The sequence below is a fragment of the Saccharomonospora sp. CUA-673 genome, from assembly GCF_001942305.1.
In the GTDB taxonomy this organism is placed as follows: Bacteria; Actinomycetota; Actinomycetes; order Mycobacteriales; family Pseudonocardiaceae; genus Prauserella.
The window spans coordinates 56,003-74,310 of record NZ_MKKE01000012.1 but is presented as its reverse complement, the minus strand read 5'-3'; the positions used below and the strand labels follow the sequence as shown (position 1 = coordinate 74,310).

The window sequence follows — 18,308 nt, the reverse complement described above, 5'->3', positions numbered from 1 at the left end:
CGGCGTGCCCACCGCACACCCACCGAACTGGGCGGCGCGGGGGTCTGGAACGATCGAGCGCTGCCGAAGAATGTCGTGAGGTGGGAGTTTCGTGAGCGCAGGACCGTTCCGTGTCGGGGATCGCGTACAACTGACCGACCCGAAGGGACGGCATTACACGATCGTGCTCGCCGAGGGGGCGGAGTACCACACGCACCGCGGTGCGATCTCGCACGACGACATCATCGGCAAGCCCGAGGCATCGATCGTGAGCTCCGTCGGGGGCATCAGCTACCTCGCGATCCGTCCGCTGCTGTCCGACTACGTGCTGTCCATGCCGCGCGGCGCGCAGGTGATCTACCCGAAGGACGCCGCGCAGATCGTCATGTGGGGCGACATCTTCCCCGGCGCGCGCGTGCTGGAGGCCGGCGCCGGTTCGGGCGCGCTGACCTGCTCGCTGCTGCGGGCCGTCGGCAGTGAGGGCAGCGTGACCTCGTTCGAGGTGCGCGACGACCACGCCGACTACGCCGAACGCAACGTCGAGCAGTTCTTCGGCACCCGGCCCGAGAACTGGCACCTGCACCACGGGGACGTCGCCGACCACGAGGGCGAGGTCGACCGGATCATCCTCGACATGCTCTCGCCGTGGGACGTGCTGCCGACGGTCGCGAAGAACCTCGTCTCCGGCGGCGTGCTGGTGGTCTACGTCGCGACGACGACGCAGCTGTCGGCGGTCACCGAGGCGCTGCGCGAACAGCAGTGCTGGACCGAACCCGAGTCGTGGGAGACGGTCCTGCGTCCGTGGCACGTGGTCGACCTGGCCGTGCGCCCCGAGCACCGCATGGTCGCCCACACCGCGTTCCTGTTGACGACCCGCCGGCTCGCCGACGGCGTCACGCCGCTGCGCCAGCAGCGCAGGCCCCGCCGCAACTGACGGACGACCGGCCGGGCCGTCGAATCGTGGCCCGCCCGAGATCGTCCGCCGTGCCCGGAATCGGCTACCGTGTCCGCTGTCGTCACCCGCGAGAGTCGGAGGAGGAGAGCCGCGCCATGCGTCGTTCGTCGCTGAGGAACATCCGTCGGTCGGTGACCGCGTCGCTGGCGGTGTCGGCGCTCGTCCTCGCGGCGGGGTGCGCCACCGACGAGGGTGAGCGCGTCGGTGGCGAGCAGGACGTCCGCGCGGAGCCGGGAGCCATCGACGGTCCGCTCGACGTCGCGACCGAATCGGTCGACCGCGACGACGTCGGCTTCGGCGGCGGGACCGTGTACTACCCCGACACCGACGACGGTGCGACGTACCCGGTGATCGCCGCGGCACCGGGCCGCGGGGCCGACGAGGCGATGGTGTCGTGGTACGGGGATCTGTTGGCGGCCAACGGGTTCGTCGTGCTCACCATGAACTCCGACGACTCCCAGAACTCCCCGGACGAACGCGGGCACCAGCTCGTGGAGGCCCTGGACCACCTCGTCGACGACAGCGCGGTGGCCTCGCGGATCGACGCCGAGCGCATGGGCGTCCTCGGGCACTCGATGGGCGGCGGGGGCGCGTTGGTCGCGGCCGCCGAACGTCCGGACATCAAGGCCGCGGTGGCGCTGACCCCGCACGAGGCCGCGCCGCGGGACTGGTCGGAGTTGTCGGCGCCGACCCTGATCATCGGCGGTGACCTGGACCCGGTGACTCCCAACGAGGAGCACGCCGAGCCCATGTACGAGGAACTCACCGGCGCCGAGCAGAAGGCGTTCATGAACCTCAACGGCGATCACTTCGTCGCCACGCCGCCGAGCACCGCCGCGTCCGAGCAGGTGCTGGCGTGGTTCAAGCGGTTCGTCGACGACGATGCCGACTACGCCGACGAGCTCTGCCCCGCGCCGGAGACCTCGGACCACGTTCTCGAGTACCGCGACACCTGCCCCCACGACTGACGGTCCGCGCCGGCCGTGAGCCGGCGCGGACCGGTCGGTACTCCGTCAGTGGTGCTCTCAGCGGGCCACCCGGTCGCCGGCGTAGCACCAGGATCCGCCCTCCTGGCGGAGGACGAACACGATGTCGTTGCCGGAGCTCTGGGCAGGTACGTTGGCGACGTTGCCCTGGGTCTCGGCCGGGCCGGTGATCTCGAGGTCGACGTTCGGCGGGATCTGGGGCGCCTCCTGGCCCGTGCTCGGGCAGATCAACTGCTGAACGGCATCCCGGTCACCGTCGTTGTAGGCGTCGACCACGGCCTGGGCGGCCTCGTCCGGCGTGCTCCTGCCGTCGGGCGCCGGACCGTCCTCGGCCGGAGCCTCGGAGGTCGGCTCCGCCGGCTCGGAGGTGGGCTCGGCCGTGGGCTCCTCGGCGGTCGGGCTGGCCTGCTCGCTCGTCTCGGCCGCCCCACCCTGGTTCCCGCCGTCGGTGGACTCCTCGTCGTCGACCAGGAAACCGGGCCAGAGCCACAACAGGACGGCGACGATGCCGCCGATCAGCACGACGCCACCGATCGACAGGCCCGCGATGAGGCCCTTCTTGCTCTTCGGCGGCTCGCCGCCCGGGTACATGCCGTACTGCTGACCGTAGGGGTCCTGGCCGTAGGGCTGCTGACCGTACGGCTGTTGTCCATAGGGCTGCTGGCCGTACGGCTGCTGGCCGTAGGGCTGCTGCTGCCCGTACGGATCCTGACCGTAGGGGTTGGGCTGCTGGCCGTACGGCGGTTGTTGACCGTACGGCTGCTGCTGGCCGTAGGGGTCGGGTTGCCCCTGCCCGGGAGGTTGCGGCGGGTAGGTCATCGGATCCCCTTCGGTATGTGCCGGCGGCCGGACGTGCCTGATCGATCGGCGCGATCGTATCGGCGCGGCGGGCCGCGTCTCAGCCCATGCACCACCCGTCGGCCTGTCGGGTGGCGGGAAGGGGCAGATCGGTGCTGCTGCCGCCGGCGGAGGCGCGCAGGTGGATCTGCGCGCGATCGCCCGTGACCTCGGGATCGTCGCCGACTGTGTAGCGGACGTCGGCGGGCATGGCGGCGAAGTTGTGCTCGGTGATCTCGGCGGACTCGCAGCTGATCCGCCGGGCGCCGTCGAGGTCCTGGTTCTGCATGACCTCGACGACCCGGGTGGCGAGCTCGCGGAGCTCGGCGACGTCGGCCGCCGGGTCGCCGTCGGCGGGCGCCTCGGCGTCACCGGCGTCACCGGCGTGCTGGGCCTCGTCGCTCTCGGCACCTGCGTCGCTGCCGTCGCTGCCGTCGTTGCCCCTGTTGGTGCCGCTGTTGTCGCCGTCGCGGGTGGGTGCCGTCGGGGAGGTGGGCTGCTGTTGGTGCTGTTCGGTGCCGGTGGCGGTGTACTCGCCGTCGGCGGCGTCGTCGCCGGTGATGATGAAGAACGCGGTCAGCGCCGCCGAGATCAGTAACAGGACCGTGATCGCCGCGGCGATCAGCAGGCGCGTCCGCGTGGCCGAGGGATCACCGGTGTCGACGTCGGCCGAGGCGCCGGCCGACCCGTCGGTCGAGGACCCGGCGGGTTCGGCGGAGTCGTCCGGCGTGTCGTGGCTGTCGCGCGAGTCGTCCGGTGCGTCGTCTCCCGACGGCGGTCGCGGTGGCTGCGTCATGACTCCCTACCTGGTCCTGACCTGAACGGCCTGAGCTGGGCGTACACCGCTGTGGTCGGTCGGGGACCGGCCGATGGCGGCGGCTCACCGTATCGTGTCGTTCTCGCCCGAGTTGTCCGGTCCATCGTGCGGGACACGCGCGGGCCCGGGAAGGGATGTGACCGGCGATACGGCCCGTGCGCCGCGACTTCGGACATCCCGGCCGACACGCCGGTCGCAGGATCGAGCACAGCCCGTCACTGCAGGTCCACGGTTGCGGCCGTTCGGTGGAAATCGTGCTGTGGTGGGGAGTTCCGAATCCCTGGACGGAGCTGTGGGTAGCCCCTCGGGTCCGTGCGACGCACCGATCCCGTAACACGGCAAAGCCTTTTCTTGTCGGTGATCGCCGGTACCGTGGAACCAAATGCATTCCGAGGAGGTGCCGAAATGCAACACGACCTTCCCGGTGGTCGGCACGAGGAGGCCGACTCTTCAGAGGCGAATGGAGCGACGGACGCGGGGTCTCCCGCGGACACCCCGGAAGGCTCGACCGGCGCTGCCGGTGACGAGACGAGCCAGATCCGGCAACTCGAGGAGGAAGTCGCGCTGCTTCGCAGGAAGCTGACCGACTCGCCCCGGCAGAATCGGGTCCTCGAACAACGCTTGGCCGAGGCGACCGAGCGCGTGAATCAACTCACCGAGCGCAACGAGAAGCTCGTGGAGACCCTGCGCGAGGCGCGAAGCCAGCTGCTGGCGCTCCGTGAGGAGGTCGACCGGCTCGCGCAGCCGCCGAGCGGGTACGGCGTCTTCGTCGAGGCCTACGAGGACAACACGGTGGACGTCTACACGTCCGGCAGGAAGATGCGGGTCGCCGTGTCTCCCTCCGTGGAGGTCGACACGTTGCAGCGCGGTCAGAGCCTGCGGCTCAACGAGGCGCTCACCGTCGTCGAGAGCGGCGGGTTCGAGCGCACCGGTGAGGTGTGCACGCTGCGCGAGGTGCTGTCCCCGGACACCGAGGGCGGCAGCTACCGCGGGCTGATCGTGGGGCATGCCGACGAGGAGCGGGTCGTGTGGCTCGCGGATCCGCTCGCGGCCGAGACGCTCAAATCCGGCGACTCGATCCTCGTGGACTCGAAGGCGGGCTACGCCTACGAGCGGGTGCCGAAGGCCGAGGTCGAGGACCTCGTGTTGGAGGAGGTGCCCGACGTCGCCTACGAGGACATCGGTGGCCTCTTCGGTCAGATCGAACAGATCCGGGACGCCGTCGAGCTCCCGTTCCTGCACGCCGATCTGTACAAGGAGTACCAGCTCCAGCCGCCGAAGGGCGTGTTGCTGTACGGCCCTCCGGGGTGCGGTAAGACGTTGATCGCCAAGGCGGTCGCCAACTCCCTGGCCAAGAAGGTGGGCGGCGGTGCCGAGGAGGCGAAGTCGTACTTCCTCAACGTCAAGGGTCCGGAACTGCTGAACAAGTTCGTCGGCGAGACCGAGCGGCACATTCGGATGATCTTCCAGCGCGCTCGGGAGAAGGCGTCCGAGGGTACCCCCGTGATCGTGTTCTTCGACGAGATGGAGTCGATCTTCCGGACCCGTGGCAGCGGTGTGTCGTCGGACGTGGAGACGACGATCGTGCCGCAGCTGCTGGCCGAGATCGACGGCGTCGAGGGGCTCGAGAACGTCATCGTGATCGGTGCGTCCAACCGTGAGGACATGATCGACCCGGCGATCCTGCGACCCGGCAGGCTCGACGTGAAGATCAAGATCGAACGGCCGGACGCCGAGGGCGCCAAGGACATCTTCTCGAAGTACCTCACGGCGGGTCTGCCGATCCACGCCGACGATCTCCGCGAGTTCGGCGGGGACGAGGGCGCCACGCTGGACGCGATGATCCAGCACACGGTCGAGCGGATGTACGAGGAGTCCGACGAGAACCGGTTCCTGGAGGTGACCTACGCCAACGGGGACAAGGAGGTGCTCTACTTCCGCGACTTCAACTCGGGCGCGATGATCCAGAACATCGTGGACCGGGCGAAGAAGGCGGCGATCAAGTCGGTGCTGGAGACCGAGCAGTCGGGTCTGCGCGTGCAGCACCTGCTGGACGCGATCGTCGACGAGTTCGCGGAGAACGAGGACCTGCCGAATACGACCAACCCGGACGACTGGGCGCGGATCTCCGGCAAGAAGGGCGAGCGGATCGTCTACATCCGCACGCTCGTCACCGGCAAGAACCAGGACTCCGGTCGGGTCATCGACACGGCCACGAACACCGGCCAGTACCTGTAGAACGCACGGCGCGAGGGTCCGTTCCGGCGATCGTCGGGACGGACCCTCGGCGTGTCTGTGCCGCGTCTCGTATAACGACCTATACGGTCGGCGCATGGACGACGCGCAGAACGAACCGGGGGAGGGCCTGGCGCCGCCGATCACGGCGCAGGCGATGCTCACGTGGCTGGAGGAGGCCTCCGAGGCCGTCGCCGACGGGCGACTCGACGCCGACGAGCTCATCGCGGTGCTGGGGGAGTTGCGGCAGGCGGCGACCGCGTGCGCCAACGCCTCCGACTGGGCGCTGTTGGCCGCCAGGGAAGCGGGGGCGAGCCTGCGGCAGATCGCGCCCGTGTTCGGCAAGGGCTACGTCCGTGCACCCGCCGCGCGGCTGGAGAAGCTGCACCGCGAGGTGTTGTCGGCCGAGCAGTTCCTCGCGTTGATGCGCAGGCGGATGGATGCCGCGAGTGTCGGCCCGACCCGCGATGAGAGCGACCCATCGAATGTATAACGCCCTATACGGCGTGGCATGAGGCGGCTCACTCGTCGCCGCCGACTACCGTGCGTGTCATGAACAACCTCGCACGGACGGCGGTGGGACTCGCCGCGGTCGGCCGGCCCGCCTACATCAATCTCGGTCGCGACGCGCTGCCCGCCGATCGCACCGTCGAGGCCATGCGGGCGATCACGTTCGACGTGCTCGACGCGGCGTACACGGCCGGCGTGCGCCGCGTCGACGCCGCGCGGTCGTACGGGCGTGCGGAGGAGTTCCTCGCCGCCTGGCTGGCCGAGCGCGGGCACGACGACGTCGTCGTCTCGAGCAAATGGGGCTACGCCTACGTCGGCGACTGGCGGATGGACGCGTCCGTGCACGAGGAGAAGGAACACTCGCTGGAGCGGTTCCGCCGGCAGTGGGCCGAAACGCAGGCCACGGTGGGTGTCCCGGCGTTGTACCAGGTGCACTCGCTCACGGTCGACAGTCCGCTGCTGACCGACACCGCGCTGCAGGAGGCGCTCGCGGAACTCGTCGACGCGGGTGTCCGGGTGGGCTTCTCGACCTCCGGCCCCGCCCAGGCGGACACGATCCGCAGGGCGTTCGACCTGACCGTCGACGGGCGGCAGCTCTTCACGGCCGTCCAGTCGACGTGGAACGTCCTTGAGCAGTCCGCGGGCCTCGCGCTGGCGGAGGCGCACAAGGCGGGCGCGCTGGTCCAGCTCAAGGAGACGCTGGCCAACGGCAGGTTGGCGATCGAGGCTCCCGAGTCCGTGGCGGCCGTCGCGCGAGGTCGGCAGGTCTCGGCCGACGCCGTCGCGCTCGCGGCCGCCTACGCGCAGCCGTGGGCGGACGTGGTGCTCGTGGGCCCGGCCGGAACCGACCAGCTGGCCGCGAACCTCGCCGCGACCGAACTCGACCTCACCGACGACGACCTGGAAATACTCGCCGAGCTGCGGGAGAAGCCCGGTGATTACTGGGCCCGGCGATCACAGCTCGGATGGGGGTGACTACTGTCGCGGACACCTCGCGAGTCTGTCGGAGAGGACGAGAAACAGGTGCGACGCCCGCGATTTTCCGCCGTGGCCGGTCTGCCCGTGGCGATCACCCTGCTGGCGGTGGTCGCCGGATGCGCCGATCGAGAGAACGACCTCGACACGTACTACGACGACCGCCCCGCCGGCGGTGAGGCCGCCGACAGCGGCGACGCGAACGGCGGCGGTTCCGAGGAATCCGCCGAGTCCACGCAGGGTCAGCGGGAGGGTCACGGTGCGGCGCCGGAGCGGGCCGAGCCGCCGGTGCCGGCCCGGTCGAGTGCCATGCTGACCGACGACGACGTGCGCGCGGAGGGTGTCACGCCCGTCGCCCCGTCGTCGGTGACCGGCGACCCGGCCGCGCCGACGTGCCTGACCACGATCGCCGGCAGCCCGGGTGCCGCCGAGGTCGACGAGCGGGCGTGGACGTACCCCACCGGCTCCACGCTGCACCACCTCGTCACGCGCTACGCCGAACGGCCCGCGGCCGAGGTGCTCGCCGAGCAGGTCGCCTGCGGCGGCGAGGAGATCCCCGTCAGCGGCGCGCCGGAGGGGCTCGACACGCACGCGTGGTGCCAGGTCGGCACGTGCACCGTGGCGATCGCCGCCGAGGACGTGCTGTCGACCGTCGAGGTCCGCGCCGCGGAGCCGGCGAGCGCCCGCGAGGCCATCGATCGCCTCGCCCCGGCAGCCGTGGCGAAACACACCTGACCCTCACAAGCTCCCAAGGGCCCTATGGTCGCGTCACACGACATAGCCCTTGGGAGCTTTATCGCGGGGTCAGCGGTAGCGGCGGAACCATTCGAGGGTGCCGAGGCGGCCGTCGGGGACGAACGTGCCGTCGTCGACCTCGAGGAGCGTGCGCAGGTCGTCGAGGGGCATCCACCAGCCGTCGGCGACCTCCTCCGCCTGGTGCACCACGGGCCCGTCCCAGCGGACCTCGTACGTGAAGTTGTGGCAGCGCACCGTGCCTTGCTCGAACGCCCAGCCGAACAGCGGCACCGGGGTCACGCCGCGGATGCCGAGCTCCTCGCAGAGTTCGCGCCGGGCGCAGTCGTCCGGGGTCTCGCCCTCGGCGATCACGCCGCCGGCCCAGCAGTCCAGCGCCGAGGGGTAGACGTCCTTGGTGTCGGTGCGCCGGTGCACGTAGACCGACTCGCCGTCACCCGAACGCACCAGCACGACGGCCGCGCCGTGCCAGAGACCGCGGGAGCGCACATCGGCCCTGGTCGTGGAGCCGACAACGGTTCCATGGTCGTCGTAGATCGCAACCCGCTCGTCACCGCCCACGGAGTGATCCTGGCACGAGTGGCCGTAGGGTGGTGGCATGCGGCGGATCATGGGAACAGAGGTGGAGTACGGGATCGCGGTCCCGGGGGATGCCACCGCCAACCCGGTGCTGACCTCGACCCAGGTGGTGCTGGCCTACGCGGCGGCGGCCGACATCCCACGGGCGCGCCGGGCGCGGTGGGACTACGAGGTCGAGTCGCCCTTGCGCGACGCGCGCGGCTTCGACCTGACCGGGCCGAGTCAGCCCACCCAGGACAACGACGTCGAGGACCTCGGCGCGGCCAACGTGATCCTGACCAACGGGGCGCGGTTGTACGTCGACCACGCGCACCCCGAGTATTCGGCCCCCGAGGTGACGAACCCGCGTGATGCGGTCATCTGGGACAAGGCGGGCGAACGGGTCATGGAGCAGGCGGCGCGGCGGGCCGCGACGGTTCCCGGTCAGCCCCAGCTGCAGCTGTACAAGAACAACGTCGACGGCAAGGGCGCCAGCTACGGCACCCACGAGAACTACCTGATGGACCGGGCGACGCCGTTCACGTCGGTCATCACGGGTCTGACGCCGTTCTTCGTGTCCCGTCAGGTCGTGACGGGCTCGGGGCGCGTGGGGCTCGGTCCGCAGGGCGAGGAGCCGGGGTTCCAGCTCTCGCAGCGCTCGGACTACATCGAGGTCGAGGTGGGCCTCGAGACGACGCTCAAGCGCGGCATCATCAACACCCGCGACGAACCGCACGCCGACGCGGACAAGTACCGCCGGCTGCACGTGATCATCGGCGACGCGAACCTCGCCGAGTACTCGACGTACCTGAAGGTCGGTACGACGGCCCTGGTGCTCGACATGATCGAGGCGGGGACGCGGTTCGACCACCTCAAGCTGGACGAGCCGGTGCGTGCGGTGCACGAGATCAGCCACGACCCGACGCTCAAGACGACGGTGGACGTCGCGGGCGGGCGCAAGTACACGGGTCTGGACCTGCAGTACGCCTATCACGAGATGGCGGCGGCGCACCTCGAGCGCGAGGGCGGCGACGAGCAGGCCAAGGAGGTGCTGCGCGTGTGGGGCGAGGTGCTGGACACCCTGGCCGACGACCCGATGGACGCCGCGGACCGCCTCGACTGGCCGGCGAAGCTGCGCCTGGTGAACGCCTATCGCGAACGCGACCAGCTCGGCTGGGCGGCGCCGCGGTTGCACCTGGTCGACCTGCAGTACTCCGACGTGCGCCTCGACAAGGGCCTCTACAACCGGCTGGTGACGCGCGGTTCGATGAAGCGGCTGGTCACCGAGCAGGAGGTCGAGGAGGCCGTGACGACGCCGCCGTCGGACACGCGCGCCTACTTCCGTGGTCGGACGTTGGAGAAGTACGCCAGCTCGATCGCGGCCGCATCGTGGGATTCGGTCATCTTCGACGTCGGCAGGGAGTCGCTGGTGCGGATTCCGACGCTCGAGCCGCTGCGCGGGACGAAAGCGCACGTCGGAGCGTTGCTGGACCGTGCGGAGACCGCCGAGGAACTGGTCGAGGCCCTGACCGGATCGGAGTAGCGGCGGGCGCGCCGAAGATCACCACTCGGTCGGAGGTCATCCCGAATCGGCCCGGCACTGGGTAGGCTTGGGCGCAGGAGCTCATCGGTCACACCGGGAGGCGACAATGGCTCAGGAGAAGATCGAGAAGCACGGCGGCGGCGACTCCGAGGACGAGGCCGACGGCGCCGCCCCGGCCGGTCAGGAACGCCGCGAGCAGATGGGCGAGGACGTCGACACGATCCTGGACGAGATCGACGACGTGCTGGAGGAGAACGCCGAGGACTTCGTGCGCGCCTATGTGCAAAAGGGCGGCGAGTGAGGCCCCCGGCCGTGTCCTACCCTCGTTGATCACCACTGCGGTTGATCAACTCTTCGATACCGTCCCCTTCGTCGATGGGAACTACGAGCACGCATGGAACACACTGCGCACAACTCGGGCTACGCGTTGCCTTCCGCCTACCTGTCATCGACGACGTCGTCCTTCAGCGACTTCCTGCGGGCCGAGGCGCCGGATCTGCTGCCGAGCACGCGGTCCGCGGGCATGGTCGGCTCCGGTGCCGACCTGGACGCGCCGCACGGCACGACGATCGTGGCGTCGACGTTCAACGGCGGCGTGCTGATCGCCGGTGACCGCCGCGCCACGAGCGGGAACCTGATCGCCACCCGGGACATGGACAAGGTCTACGTGACCGACGCCTACTCCGCGGTGGGCATCGCGGGCACGGCGGGGATCGCGCTGGAACTCGTCCGGTTGTACACGGTGGAGTTGGCGCACTACGAGAAGATCGAGGGCGTCTCGCTGTCGTTGGACGGCAAGTCGAACAAGCTCGCCACGATGGTCCGCGGCAATCTCGACGCGGCGCTGGCGGGGCTGGCCGTGGTGCCGCTGTTCGTCGGCTACGACATCGAGGCCACCGACCCGAAGCGGGCGGGCCGCATCGTGTCGTTCGACGTGACCGGCGGTCGTTACGAGGAGAACGCCGGCTTCCACGCGATCGGCTCGGGTTCGGTGTTCGCGAAGTCGGCGCTGAAGAAGCTGTACGACCCGGAGGCCGATCAGGACGCCGCGGTGCGGGCGGCGATCGAGTCGCTCTACGACGCGGCCGACGACGACACCGCCACGGGTGGTCCGGACGTCGCGCGGAAGATCTATCCGACCGTCGTGACGATCACGGCCGAGCACGGTGCGGTGCAGTTGCCCAAGGAGGAGACCTCGACCATCGCGGAGTCCGTGGTCGCCGACCGCGCCGCGCAGGCCGAGTGGCGCAGCTGAGTCGCCGACGCTGACCCCGACGGGTCGGTTGTCCTTTCCCAGCCCGACAAACCCCGAGCAGAGCGGAGCCAACGCAAGTGTCGATGCCGCTGTACGCCTCACCCGAGCAGTTGATGCGGGAGCGTTCCGAGCTCGCGCGCAAGGGCATTGCGCGCGGTCGGAGCGTCGTGGTGCTCAAGTACCGGGGCGGGGTCCTGTTCGTGGCGGAGAACCCGTCGCCGACGTTGCACAAGGTCTCGGAGATCTACGACCGGATCGGGTTCGCCGCGGTCGGTCGCTACAGCGAGTTCGAGGCGCTGCGGCGCGGCGGGATCCGGCACGTCGACCTGCAGGGTTACCAGTACGACCGCCGCGATGTGAGCGCGCGGGCCCTGGCGAACGTGTACGCCCAGACGCTGAGCACGATCTTCACCGAGCAGCTCAAGCCGTACGAGGTGGAGATCTGCGTGGCGCAGGTCGGTTCCGGTGCCGAGGAGGACGAGCTCTACCGGCTCACCTACGACGGGTCGATCGGCGACGAGTCGCGGTTCGTCGTGATGGGCGGGCAGACCGACGCGATCAGCACGAAGCTGAAGGACACGTACTCCGACGGGATGGACCTGGCCGAGGCGGTGCGGGTCGCGGCGGAGGCGTTCCGGCCGAGCTCCGGTTCCGGTAGTGGTTCGGCCGGTTCGGGCAGCGCGGCGTCGAACGGGAACGGTTCGTCGAGTGCGGCCGAGTCCGAGCCGAGCAAGCTCGAGGTCGCCGTGTTGGAGCGGGAGCGTCCGGGGCGCAAGTTCCGGCGCATCACGGGTGCGGCGCTGGATGCGTTGCTGCCGGCGCGGACCGAGGCCTCCGACAGCGACGCCTCGAGCGACGACAAGGACGACAAGGGCGACGACAAGGGCGAGGGTTCCTCCGACGAGTCCTGATCGCTCCGCCGGTTCAGATGCGGTAGATCGTGAGGGCGCTCGGCCGGGAGCGGAAACGGAAGACCTGGCCGAGCGGTCCCACCTCGCCGTCGGAGGCGAGCCTGCGGTGCCCGTCGAGCACACGGACCTCGAGTTCGGGTAGGTCGCGCTGCCGGTAGACGTGGCTGGCGTGCAGGGTCTTGGTGATAACCGACAGGACGAATCGGGCGCGCGAGTAGGGCACATCGGCGCGGAGGTAGCGCACGTCGAGCAGGCCGGTGTCGAGGGCGGGCCTGCGGTTGGGCCAGAACCCCTTGGGTGCGTAGGTGCCGTTGCCGACGAACACCATCCACACGAGGGCGCGCTTGCCGTTGAGTCGCACTGGGAACGGTTTCGCCCTGCGCAGGACGCGGATCATCGCGACGACGGCCGAGGGCCACTTCGGGTGCCGCTCCTGGATCTTCTCCCGCAGGCGCACCATCTCGGGGTAGCCGCCGAGGCTGGCGGTGTTGACGAACCAGCGGCGTTCCGTGCCGTCGGCGGTCCGTTCCGCTGTGCCGTGCACGGCGCTTTCCACGAGGACCTCGCCCAGGTCGATGCCGACGGCCACGCCGCGTTCGGTGGCCAGGTCGGCGTCCGGCATGGAGCGCACGCCGATGTCCCTGGCGAAGTGGTTGAGCGTGCCGGACGGGATCAGGGCCAGGGGGAGTCCGGTGTCTGCGGCGACGGAGGCGACCGCGGCGACGGTGCCGTCACCGCCGGACACGCCGAGCGCGCGGACCCGCCCGCCGCGGCGGGCGATCTCGGCGGTGATCTGGGCGCGCAGGTCGGTGCCGCGGTCGGGGAAGAGCAGCTCGGCCTTCGGCCAGGCGAACCGGACCTCGGGGGTCGGATCGTCGGCGGGGTCGCCCGAACTGGGGTTGACGATGGCGAGCATGTCCTCGCCGTCGACCATGAGCGGCGCCTCCGCGCGGTGTGCGGTACGGCCGGGCCGGTCGTCGCGCACGGGCCACCAGCGGCGCGTGACCAGCGCGGCGCCGATGCCGATGCCGGCGCCGGCGCCGATGTCGCTGGGCCAGTGCGCGCCGGTGTGCACCCGCGAGTAGGACACGGCGGCGGCCAGGGGCAGCAGCGCCAGCCCCATGGTGGGTGCCTCGAGTGCGACGCCGGTGACGAACGCGGCGGCCGATGCCGCATGGCCGGACGGCAGGGACGACGACGTGGGACGGCGCAGCAGTCTGCGGTGCTCGGGCACCTGGGACGAGGCGGGGCGGCGGCGGGGAAGGAGTTCCTTGGCCACGAAACTCGCGCTGAGGCTGGCGATCCCGACGCTGCCGAGGCCGCGCAGTGCACCGCGGCGGTACGCGCCCTTCCTGGTGGCGAGCAGGCCCGCGACCGCCCACCACAGCAGCGCCTTGTCTGCGGAGTGCGTGAGCACGATCAGGCCGCGATCGGCGGCGGTGCGCGGCAGCGCGGCGGCGCGCGTCATGAGGTGCCGGTCGCGGCGACCGACCTCGGCCAGCGGGCCTTTTCGGCGCAGCAGGTGACGCAGCGGGTGCAGTGGCATGGCGGACATGCTGCACCAGTCGGTTTGAAGTAGCCGTCATGAAGCGCCAATCCCACACGGATTGATCCACCAGTTTCGCGGTTCGACCGCCTACCCTTGAGGGATGCAGCGGCGGATCTTTGGGATCGAAACCGAGTTCGGAGTCACCTGCACGTTTCACGGGCAGCGCAGGCTCTCGCCCGACGAGGTGGCGCGTTATCTGTTCCGACGTGTCGTGTCGTGGGGACGCTCGTCCAACGTCTTCCTGTCCAACGGTTCCCGGCTCTACCTGGACGTGGGCTCGCACCCCGAGTACGCCACGGCCGAGTGTGACGATCTGGCCCAGCTCGTCACGCACGACAAGGCGGGGGAGCGGATCCTGGAGGACCTGCTCGTCGACGCCGAGCGCAGGCTGGCCGACGAGGGCATCGGCGGCGACATCTATCTGTTCAAGAACAACACGGACTCGGCGGGCAATTCGTACGGTTGTCACGAGAACTATCTGGTGACGCGTGCGGGCGAATTCTCCCGGATCGCGGACGTGTTGTTGCCGTTCCTGGTGACCCGTCAGTTGATCTGCGGTGCGGGCAAGGTGCTGCAGACCCCGCGCGGGGCGGTGTACTGCCTGTCGCAGCGGGCCGAGCACATCTGGGAGGGCGTGTCCAGCGCGACCACGCGTTCCCGGCCGATCATCAACACGCGCGACGAGCCGCACGCCGACGCCGAGCGCTACCGCCGGCTGCACGTGATCGTCGGCGACTCGAACATGGCCGAGCCGACGACGTTGCTGAAGGTCGGCGCGGCGCATCTGGTGCTCGAGATGATCGAGCAGGGGGTGCAGTTCCGCGATTTCAGCCTGGACAACCCGATCCGCGCGATCCGGGAGATCAGCCACGACCTGACCGGTCGGCGGCAGGTGCGGCTCGCGGGCGGTCGTGAGGCGTCGGCGTTGGAGATCCAGCGCGAGTACCACGCCCGGGCCGTGCAGCACGTCGAGTCCACCGATGCGGGTCCGCTGATGCGGCAGGTCGTGGATCTGTGGGGCCGGGCGCTGGAGGCGGTCGAGCAGCAGGACTTCTCGTCGATCGACACCGAGATCGACTGGGCCATCAAGCACCGGTTCGTGGAGCGCTATCGCGCCAAGCACAACCTCGACCTGTCCGATCCGCGGGTGGCGCAGCTCGATCTGGCCTACCACGACATCCGGCGGGGCCGCGGCGTGTTCGACCTGCTGCAGCGCAAGGGGCTCGTGCAGCGAGTGACCGACGACGGGGAGATCGAGGCGGCGAAGGACACGCCGCCACAGTCGACCCGGGCCAAGCTGCGGGGTGATTTCATCGCCGCGGCGCAGCAGGCCGGCCGGGACTTCACGGTCGACTGGGTGCATCTCAAGCTCAACGACCAGGCCCAGCGCACCGTGCTGTGCAAGGACCCGTTCCGGTCGGTCGACGAACGGGTCGATCGGCTGATCAACTCGCTGTAGCCCGGGCCGTCCGCAGGCGAGTGAGGTCGCCCGCGGCCAGCGCGGCCAGCAGCGCCTGCCCGGACCGTTCGAGGTATCGCCGGGTGATGCGGGGCAGGACGAGCAGTGCGGCGGCGCCGACGGCCGCGCCGGCGACGAGGTGGGCCGCCCAGCCGGTCACGCCGGCGGCACCGAGGCCCACGGCGGGCACGAGGGCCACCGCGATGACGGCGGTGAGGATCGTCCACTGGCCGCCCGCAGGGTTGCCCGCCGCGTCGGCGGTGGACACGCGGTCCCTGGCGTCGGCCCCCGGTGTGGGCATGAGCGCGCTGAACAGCGGTGCGGCACCCGCGGCGGCACCGGTCGCCGCGAGCGTCATGCCGAATGCGACGGCGCCGAGCGGTGAAGCGGTGAGCAGCCACAACGCGATCGTGCCCAGCACGACCGGGAGTCCGAACAGCACCAGCCAGGCGAGCTGCCTGCCGTGGACGTCGGCGCGGATCGCCCCGGGCACCGTCAGCAGCTGCCACAGCGCGGTGCCGTCGAGCGAGTAGGTGTTGACGGCGACCATCGCGCACAGCACCGCCGCCATGACGCCGACGAACGGCGCGGCCCACGACCACGAGGTGGGCACGACCAGCCCGACCATGAGCACGGGCGTCATCCACGCGTGGCCCAGGCCGAGCATGCGGTGCGGATCGCGGAACCACGTCGCCACTTCGCGGTCGACCACCGCGCCGACCGGCCCGCCCCGACCGGCAACGTCACCGCGTGCTCGCCGGCCCGCGGTGATGTTGCTGCGCATCCGGGCCGGCGGGGTGCGCAGGGCGTACGCGGTGAGGGTCACCCAGAGTTCCCGCAGGACGAATCCGCCCACCACCAGACCGGCGACCGGCGCGGCCACGGCGAGGACGGACCCCGACGAGACCGCGGCGTGCACCGCGGCCATGCCCCACCCCGTCGGCAGGGCCAACAGCACGGCCTCGGCCCCGGCCGGCACGGCACCGGTGGACGGGACCACGACCTCGGTGCCGCCGGCACCGAGGTCCGGCAACACGAACGCGGCGACGGGCACCCAACCGGCGAACGACACGGCGAGCAGTACCGACATCTGGGCGGCCGCCAGCCACATCTCCACCGGGGACCGCAGGAGCCGCGTCACCCCGGCGGCGGCGCACCGCCCGAGCCACAACAGGAAGTGCAGCTGGGCGAGCGCGGCCACGACCGCGACCGCCACGGCCACGGCACCCGCCGGCGCCGCGACCACGACCAGAGAGATCAGGGCCACCAGAGTGACGACGGTGCCGGCGCCGATCGGTTCGCTCACGGCCATGTCCCTGGCGATGCGCCGCGGCGGGGAGGGGAGGGTGCGGAACCACATCGGATCGAGCACGGGCGGCGACCCCGGCAGCAGGATCGGCCCCAGCAGCCAGAGCGCGCCGACGAGGGACACGGCGACCACGAGCCAGCTCGGATGGAGCACCCCGGCGTTCGCGAGTCCGGCGACGGTGATGACGCCCGCCGCCGCGACCAGACCGGCGACCAGGCCGAAACCGCGCTCGTCGTGGGGTCCGTGCCGCATGATCCGCCAGCGCAGCGCGGCGAACGTCGTGCCGGTACTCATGCGAGCCACTCCAGACGTCGCCGTGGACCGGTGCCGACGAGCTCGACGAACGTGTCGTTCAACGTGCCGCCCGCGCGGACCTCCTCGACGGTGCCCTCGCGCAGGATCCGGCCGGCGGCGATGAGCGCGACGCGTTCGCAGGTGCGTTCGACGACGTCCATGATGTGGCTCGACAACAGGACCGTCCCGCCGCCGGCGACGTACTGCTCCAGCAGGTCCTCGATCGCCCGTGCCGACACCGGATCGATCGCCTCGAACGGCTCGTCGAGCACCAGCACGCGCGGCCGGTGCAGCAGCGCCACCGCGAGGCCGACCTTCTTCCGCATGCCGGTGGAGTAGTCCACGACCAGCGTCGAGGGTGTGCGGTCCAGTTCGAGGATCTCCAGCAGGTCGTCGGCCCTGCGGCGCCAGCCGTCGTCCAGTCCGCGGAGCCGCGCGGTGTACTCGAGCAGTTCCGCGCCGGTCAGCCGCTCGGGGAGGGACAGTCCCTCCATCATGATCCCGAGCGCGCCCAGGACGCGTTCCCGTTCGCGTGCGGCGTCGAACCCGGCGACCTCGACCGTGCCGGCGTCCGGGGCCAGCAGCCCGGACAGCATCGACAGCGTGGTCGACTTGCCCGCGCCGTTGGGGCCGACGAGGCCGTAGAACGTGCCGGCCGGGACCGTCAGGTCGAGCGCGTCGACGGCCACGTGGTCGCCGAAGCGTTTGGTGAGGCCGGACAGGGTCACCGCGGGCGTGTCGTCATGCCCGGACTCCTTCGAGGAACAGTCGCGTGAGCTCGTGGATGTAGCGGTCGATGTCGAACGCCGGGTCGGCGACGATCTTCCGGGCCGCTCCGTCGATGCACCGGCGGAGCGAGTAGGCGGTCATGCGGGCGTCGAGGGTGCGGAACTCGCCGGTCGCGACGCCGTGCTCGAACAACGCGGCCGTCCCCGCGATGACCGGTTCCTCGTCCGCGTCGGCGTAGCGGTGCGTCCCGTCGGCGCGGCGCAGGTTCGGCAGCAGCTCGGTCAGGGCGGCCATCTCGCGGCGGTGGGTGCCCATGAAGCGCAGGTTGGCCGCGATGTAGGCCTGCAGCTTGCCGCGCGCGGTCGACTCGGCGTCGATGGCGCGTTCGACCTCGGCCGAACCGGTGCCGAACACCGTGGTGGCGACCTCCTCGAGCACCGTGCGGTGCAGGTCGTCGCGGCCGGCGAAGTGGTAGGAGATCAGGCTCCTGCTGATGCCCGCCTCCCGCGCGATCGCGCCGAGGGTCGTGCCGTGCCAGCCGTCGCGCGCCAGGCAGTCGATCGCCGCCTCGATGATCCGGCTCCGGCGGACCTCCTGCGTCACCGTCGCTGCTCGTTCCCGGGGCACCGAACCTCCCTCATGTGCGGCTGCGGC

The 18,308-nt window shown here is 70.6% G+C and carries 18 protein-coding genes; 11 read left to right on the top strand and 7 right to left on the bottom strand.

What is annotated here, in order from left to right; all coding sequences use genetic code 11:
- Nucleotides 1–91 precede the first annotated feature (91 nt).
- A complete protein-coding gene (locus BJF85_RS07830; protein WP_075846388.1) occupies nt 92–913 on the top strand; it encodes a tRNA (adenine-N1)-methyltransferase in 822 nt (273 codons plus the stop codon).
- A 116-nt stretch (nt 914–1,029) separates the two neighbouring features.
- Entirely contained in the window at nt 1,030–1,902 is an 873-nt protein-coding gene (locus tag BJF85_RS07825) for a dienelactone hydrolase family protein (protein WP_075846387.1), read from the top strand.
- A gap of 57 nt (nt 1,903–1,959) precedes the next feature.
- On the opposite strand, the gene BJF85_RS07820 is transcribed toward BJF85_RS07825, so the two are convergent.
- Together BJF85_RS07820 and BJF85_RS07815 are read right to left on the bottom strand one after the other, a co-directional pair.
- Entirely contained in the window at nt 1,960–2,739 is a 780-nt protein-coding gene (locus tag BJF85_RS07820; protein ID WP_075846386.1) for a hypothetical protein, read from the bottom strand.
- A gap of 79 nt (nt 2,740–2,818) precedes the next feature.
- Entirely contained in the window at nt 2,819–3,553 is a 735-nt protein-coding gene (locus BJF85_RS07815) for a hypothetical protein (protein ID WP_075846385.1), read from the bottom strand.
- 426 nt (nt 3,554–3,979) lie between these two features.
- On the opposite strand from BJF85_RS07815, the gene arc reads away from it, so the two are divergent.
- From arc to BJF85_RS07795, 4 genes are all read left to right on the top strand, one after another.
- Complete coding sequence (gene arc / locus BJF85_RS07810) at nt 3,980–5,812, top strand: proteasome ATPase (RefSeq protein ID WP_075846384.1); 1,833 nt, start codon at nt 3,980–3,982, stop codon at nt 5,810–5,812.
- Between the two features lie 94 nt (nt 5,813–5,906).
- A complete protein-coding gene (locus tag BJF85_RS07805; protein ID WP_075846383.1) occupies nt 5,907–6,302 on the top strand; it encodes a hypothetical protein in 396 nt (131 codons plus the stop codon).
- 59 nt (nt 6,303–6,361) lie between these two features.
- Entirely contained in the window at nt 6,362–7,294 is a 933-nt protein-coding gene (locus BJF85_RS07800) for an aldo/keto reductase (RefSeq protein ID WP_075846382.1), read from the top strand.
- A 48-nt stretch (nt 7,295–7,342) separates the two neighbouring features.
- Entirely contained in the window at nt 7,343–8,029 is a 687-nt protein-coding gene (locus BJF85_RS07795; protein ID WP_139320520.1) for a hypothetical protein, read from the top strand.
- Nucleotides 8,030–8,098: 69 nt separating this feature from the next.
- On the opposite strand, the gene BJF85_RS07790 is transcribed toward BJF85_RS07795, so the two are convergent.
- Complete coding sequence (locus BJF85_RS07790; RefSeq protein ID WP_075846380.1) at nt 8,099–8,647, bottom strand: NUDIX domain-containing protein; 549 nt, start codon at nt 8,645–8,647, stop codon at nt 8,099–8,101.
- Here BJF85_RS07790 and dop point away from each other — a divergent pair.
- The 4 genes from dop to prcA all read left to right on the top strand — a co-directional run bounded on the left by dop (nt 8,646) and on the right by prcA (nt 12,314).
- Nucleotides 8,646–10,148, top strand: a complete 1,503-nt coding sequence (dop, locus tag BJF85_RS07785; RefSeq protein ID WP_075846379.1) for a depupylase/deamidase Dop — start codon at nt 8,646–8,648, stop codon at nt 10,146–10,148. The genes BJF85_RS07790 and dop overlap by 2 nt on opposite strands.
- A 106-nt stretch (nt 10,149–10,254) precedes the next feature.
- Entirely contained in the window at nt 10,255–10,449 is a 195-nt protein-coding gene (locus BJF85_RS07780; RefSeq protein WP_075846378.1) for a ubiquitin-like protein Pup, read from the top strand.
- 93 nt (nt 10,450–10,542) lie between these two features.
- Nucleotides 10,543–11,403, top strand: a complete 861-nt coding sequence (prcB, locus tag BJF85_RS07775; RefSeq protein WP_075846377.1) for a proteasome subunit beta — start codon at nt 10,543–10,545, stop codon at nt 11,401–11,403.
- 77 nt (nt 11,404–11,480) lie between these two features.
- Entirely contained in the window at nt 11,481–12,314 is an 834-nt protein-coding gene (gene prcA, locus BJF85_RS07770; RefSeq protein ID WP_075846376.1) for a proteasome subunit alpha, read from the top strand.
- A 13-nt stretch (nt 12,315–12,327) separates the two neighbouring features.
- Here the strand turns inward: prcA and BJF85_RS07765 are convergent, their stop codons facing one another.
- Nucleotides 12,328–13,860, bottom strand: a complete 1,533-nt coding sequence (locus tag BJF85_RS07765) for a bifunctional phosphatase PAP2/diacylglycerol kinase family protein (RefSeq protein WP_075846415.1) — start codon at nt 13,858–13,860, stop codon at nt 12,328–12,330.
- 103 nt (nt 13,861–13,963) lie between these two features.
- Between BJF85_RS07765 and pafA the strand changes: the two genes are divergently transcribed.
- On the top strand, nt 13,964–15,322 hold the full coding sequence (gene pafA / locus BJF85_RS07760) for a Pup--protein ligase (protein ID WP_075846375.1): 1,359 nt from the start codon (nt 13,964–13,966) through the stop codon (nt 15,320–15,322).
- Here pafA and BJF85_RS07755 read toward each other — a convergent pair.
- From BJF85_RS07755 to BJF85_RS07745, 3 genes are read right to left on the bottom strand one after another with little or no spacing between them, the layout of a single operon-like run.
- Entirely contained in the window at nt 15,309–16,925 is a 1,617-nt protein-coding gene (locus tag BJF85_RS07755) for a hypothetical protein (RefSeq protein WP_075846374.1), read from the bottom strand. The genes pafA and BJF85_RS07755 overlap by 14 nt on opposite strands.
- Complete coding sequence (locus tag BJF85_RS07750) at nt 16,922–17,653, bottom strand: ABC transporter ATP-binding protein (RefSeq protein WP_075846373.1); 732 nt, start codon at nt 17,651–17,653, stop codon at nt 16,922–16,924. Before BJF85_RS07750 ends, BJF85_RS07755 begins: the two co-directional genes overlap by 4 nt.
- A 13-nt stretch (nt 17,654–17,666) precedes the next feature.
- Complete coding sequence (locus BJF85_RS07745) at nt 17,667–18,281, bottom strand: TetR/AcrR family transcriptional regulator (RefSeq protein WP_158056820.1); 615 nt, start codon at nt 18,279–18,281, stop codon at nt 17,667–17,669.
- Nucleotides 18,282–18,308 lie beyond the last annotated feature (27 nt).

Excerpts from the sequence above, each read along its gene's own strand:
- BJF85_RS07825 (WP_075846387.1), top strand. The coding sequence starts at position 1,030 with ATGCGTCGTTCGTCGCTGAGGAACATCCGTCGGTCGGTGACCGCGTCG.
- BJF85_RS07820 (WP_075846386.1), bottom strand. The coding sequence starts at position 2,739 with ATGACCTACCCGCCGCAACCTCCCGGGCAGGGGCAACCCGACCCCTAC.
- BJF85_RS07815 (WP_075846385.1), bottom strand. The coding sequence starts at position 3,553 with ATGACGCAGCCACCGCGACCGCCGTCGGGAGACGACGCACCGGACGAC.
- arc (WP_075846384.1), top strand. The coding sequence starts at position 3,980 with ATGCAACACGACCTTCCCGGTGGTCGGCACGAGGAGGCCGACTCTTCA.
- BJF85_RS07805 (WP_075846383.1), top strand. The coding sequence starts at position 5,907 with ATGGACGACGCGCAGAACGAACCGGGGGAGGGCCTGGCGCCGCCGATC.
- BJF85_RS07800 (WP_075846382.1), top strand. The coding sequence starts at position 6,362 with ATGAACAACCTCGCACGGACGGCGGTGGGACTCGCCGCGGTCGGCCGG.
- dop (WP_075846379.1), top strand. The coding sequence starts at position 8,646 with ATGCGGCGGATCATGGGAACAGAGGTGGAGTACGGGATCGCGGTCCCG.
- BJF85_RS07790 (WP_075846380.1), bottom strand. The coding sequence starts at position 8,647 with ATGCCACCACCCTACGGCCACTCGTGCCAGGATCACTCCGTGGGCGGT.
- BJF85_RS07780 (WP_075846378.1), top strand. The coding sequence starts at position 10,255 with ATGGCTCAGGAGAAGATCGAGAAGCACGGCGGCGGCGACTCCGAGGAC.
- prcB (WP_075846377.1), top strand. The coding sequence starts at position 10,543 with ATGGAACACACTGCGCACAACTCGGGCTACGCGTTGCCTTCCGCCTAC.
- BJF85_RS07765 (WP_075846415.1), bottom strand. The coding sequence starts at position 13,860 with ATGCCACTGCACCCGCTGCGTCACCTGCTGCGCCGAAAAGGCCCGCTG.
- pafA (WP_075846375.1), top strand. The coding sequence starts at position 13,964 with ATGCAGCGGCGGATCTTTGGGATCGAAACCGAGTTCGGAGTCACCTGC.
- BJF85_RS07755 (WP_075846374.1), bottom strand. The coding sequence starts at position 16,925 with ATGAGTACCGGCACGACGTTCGCCGCGCTGCGCTGGCGGATCATGCGG.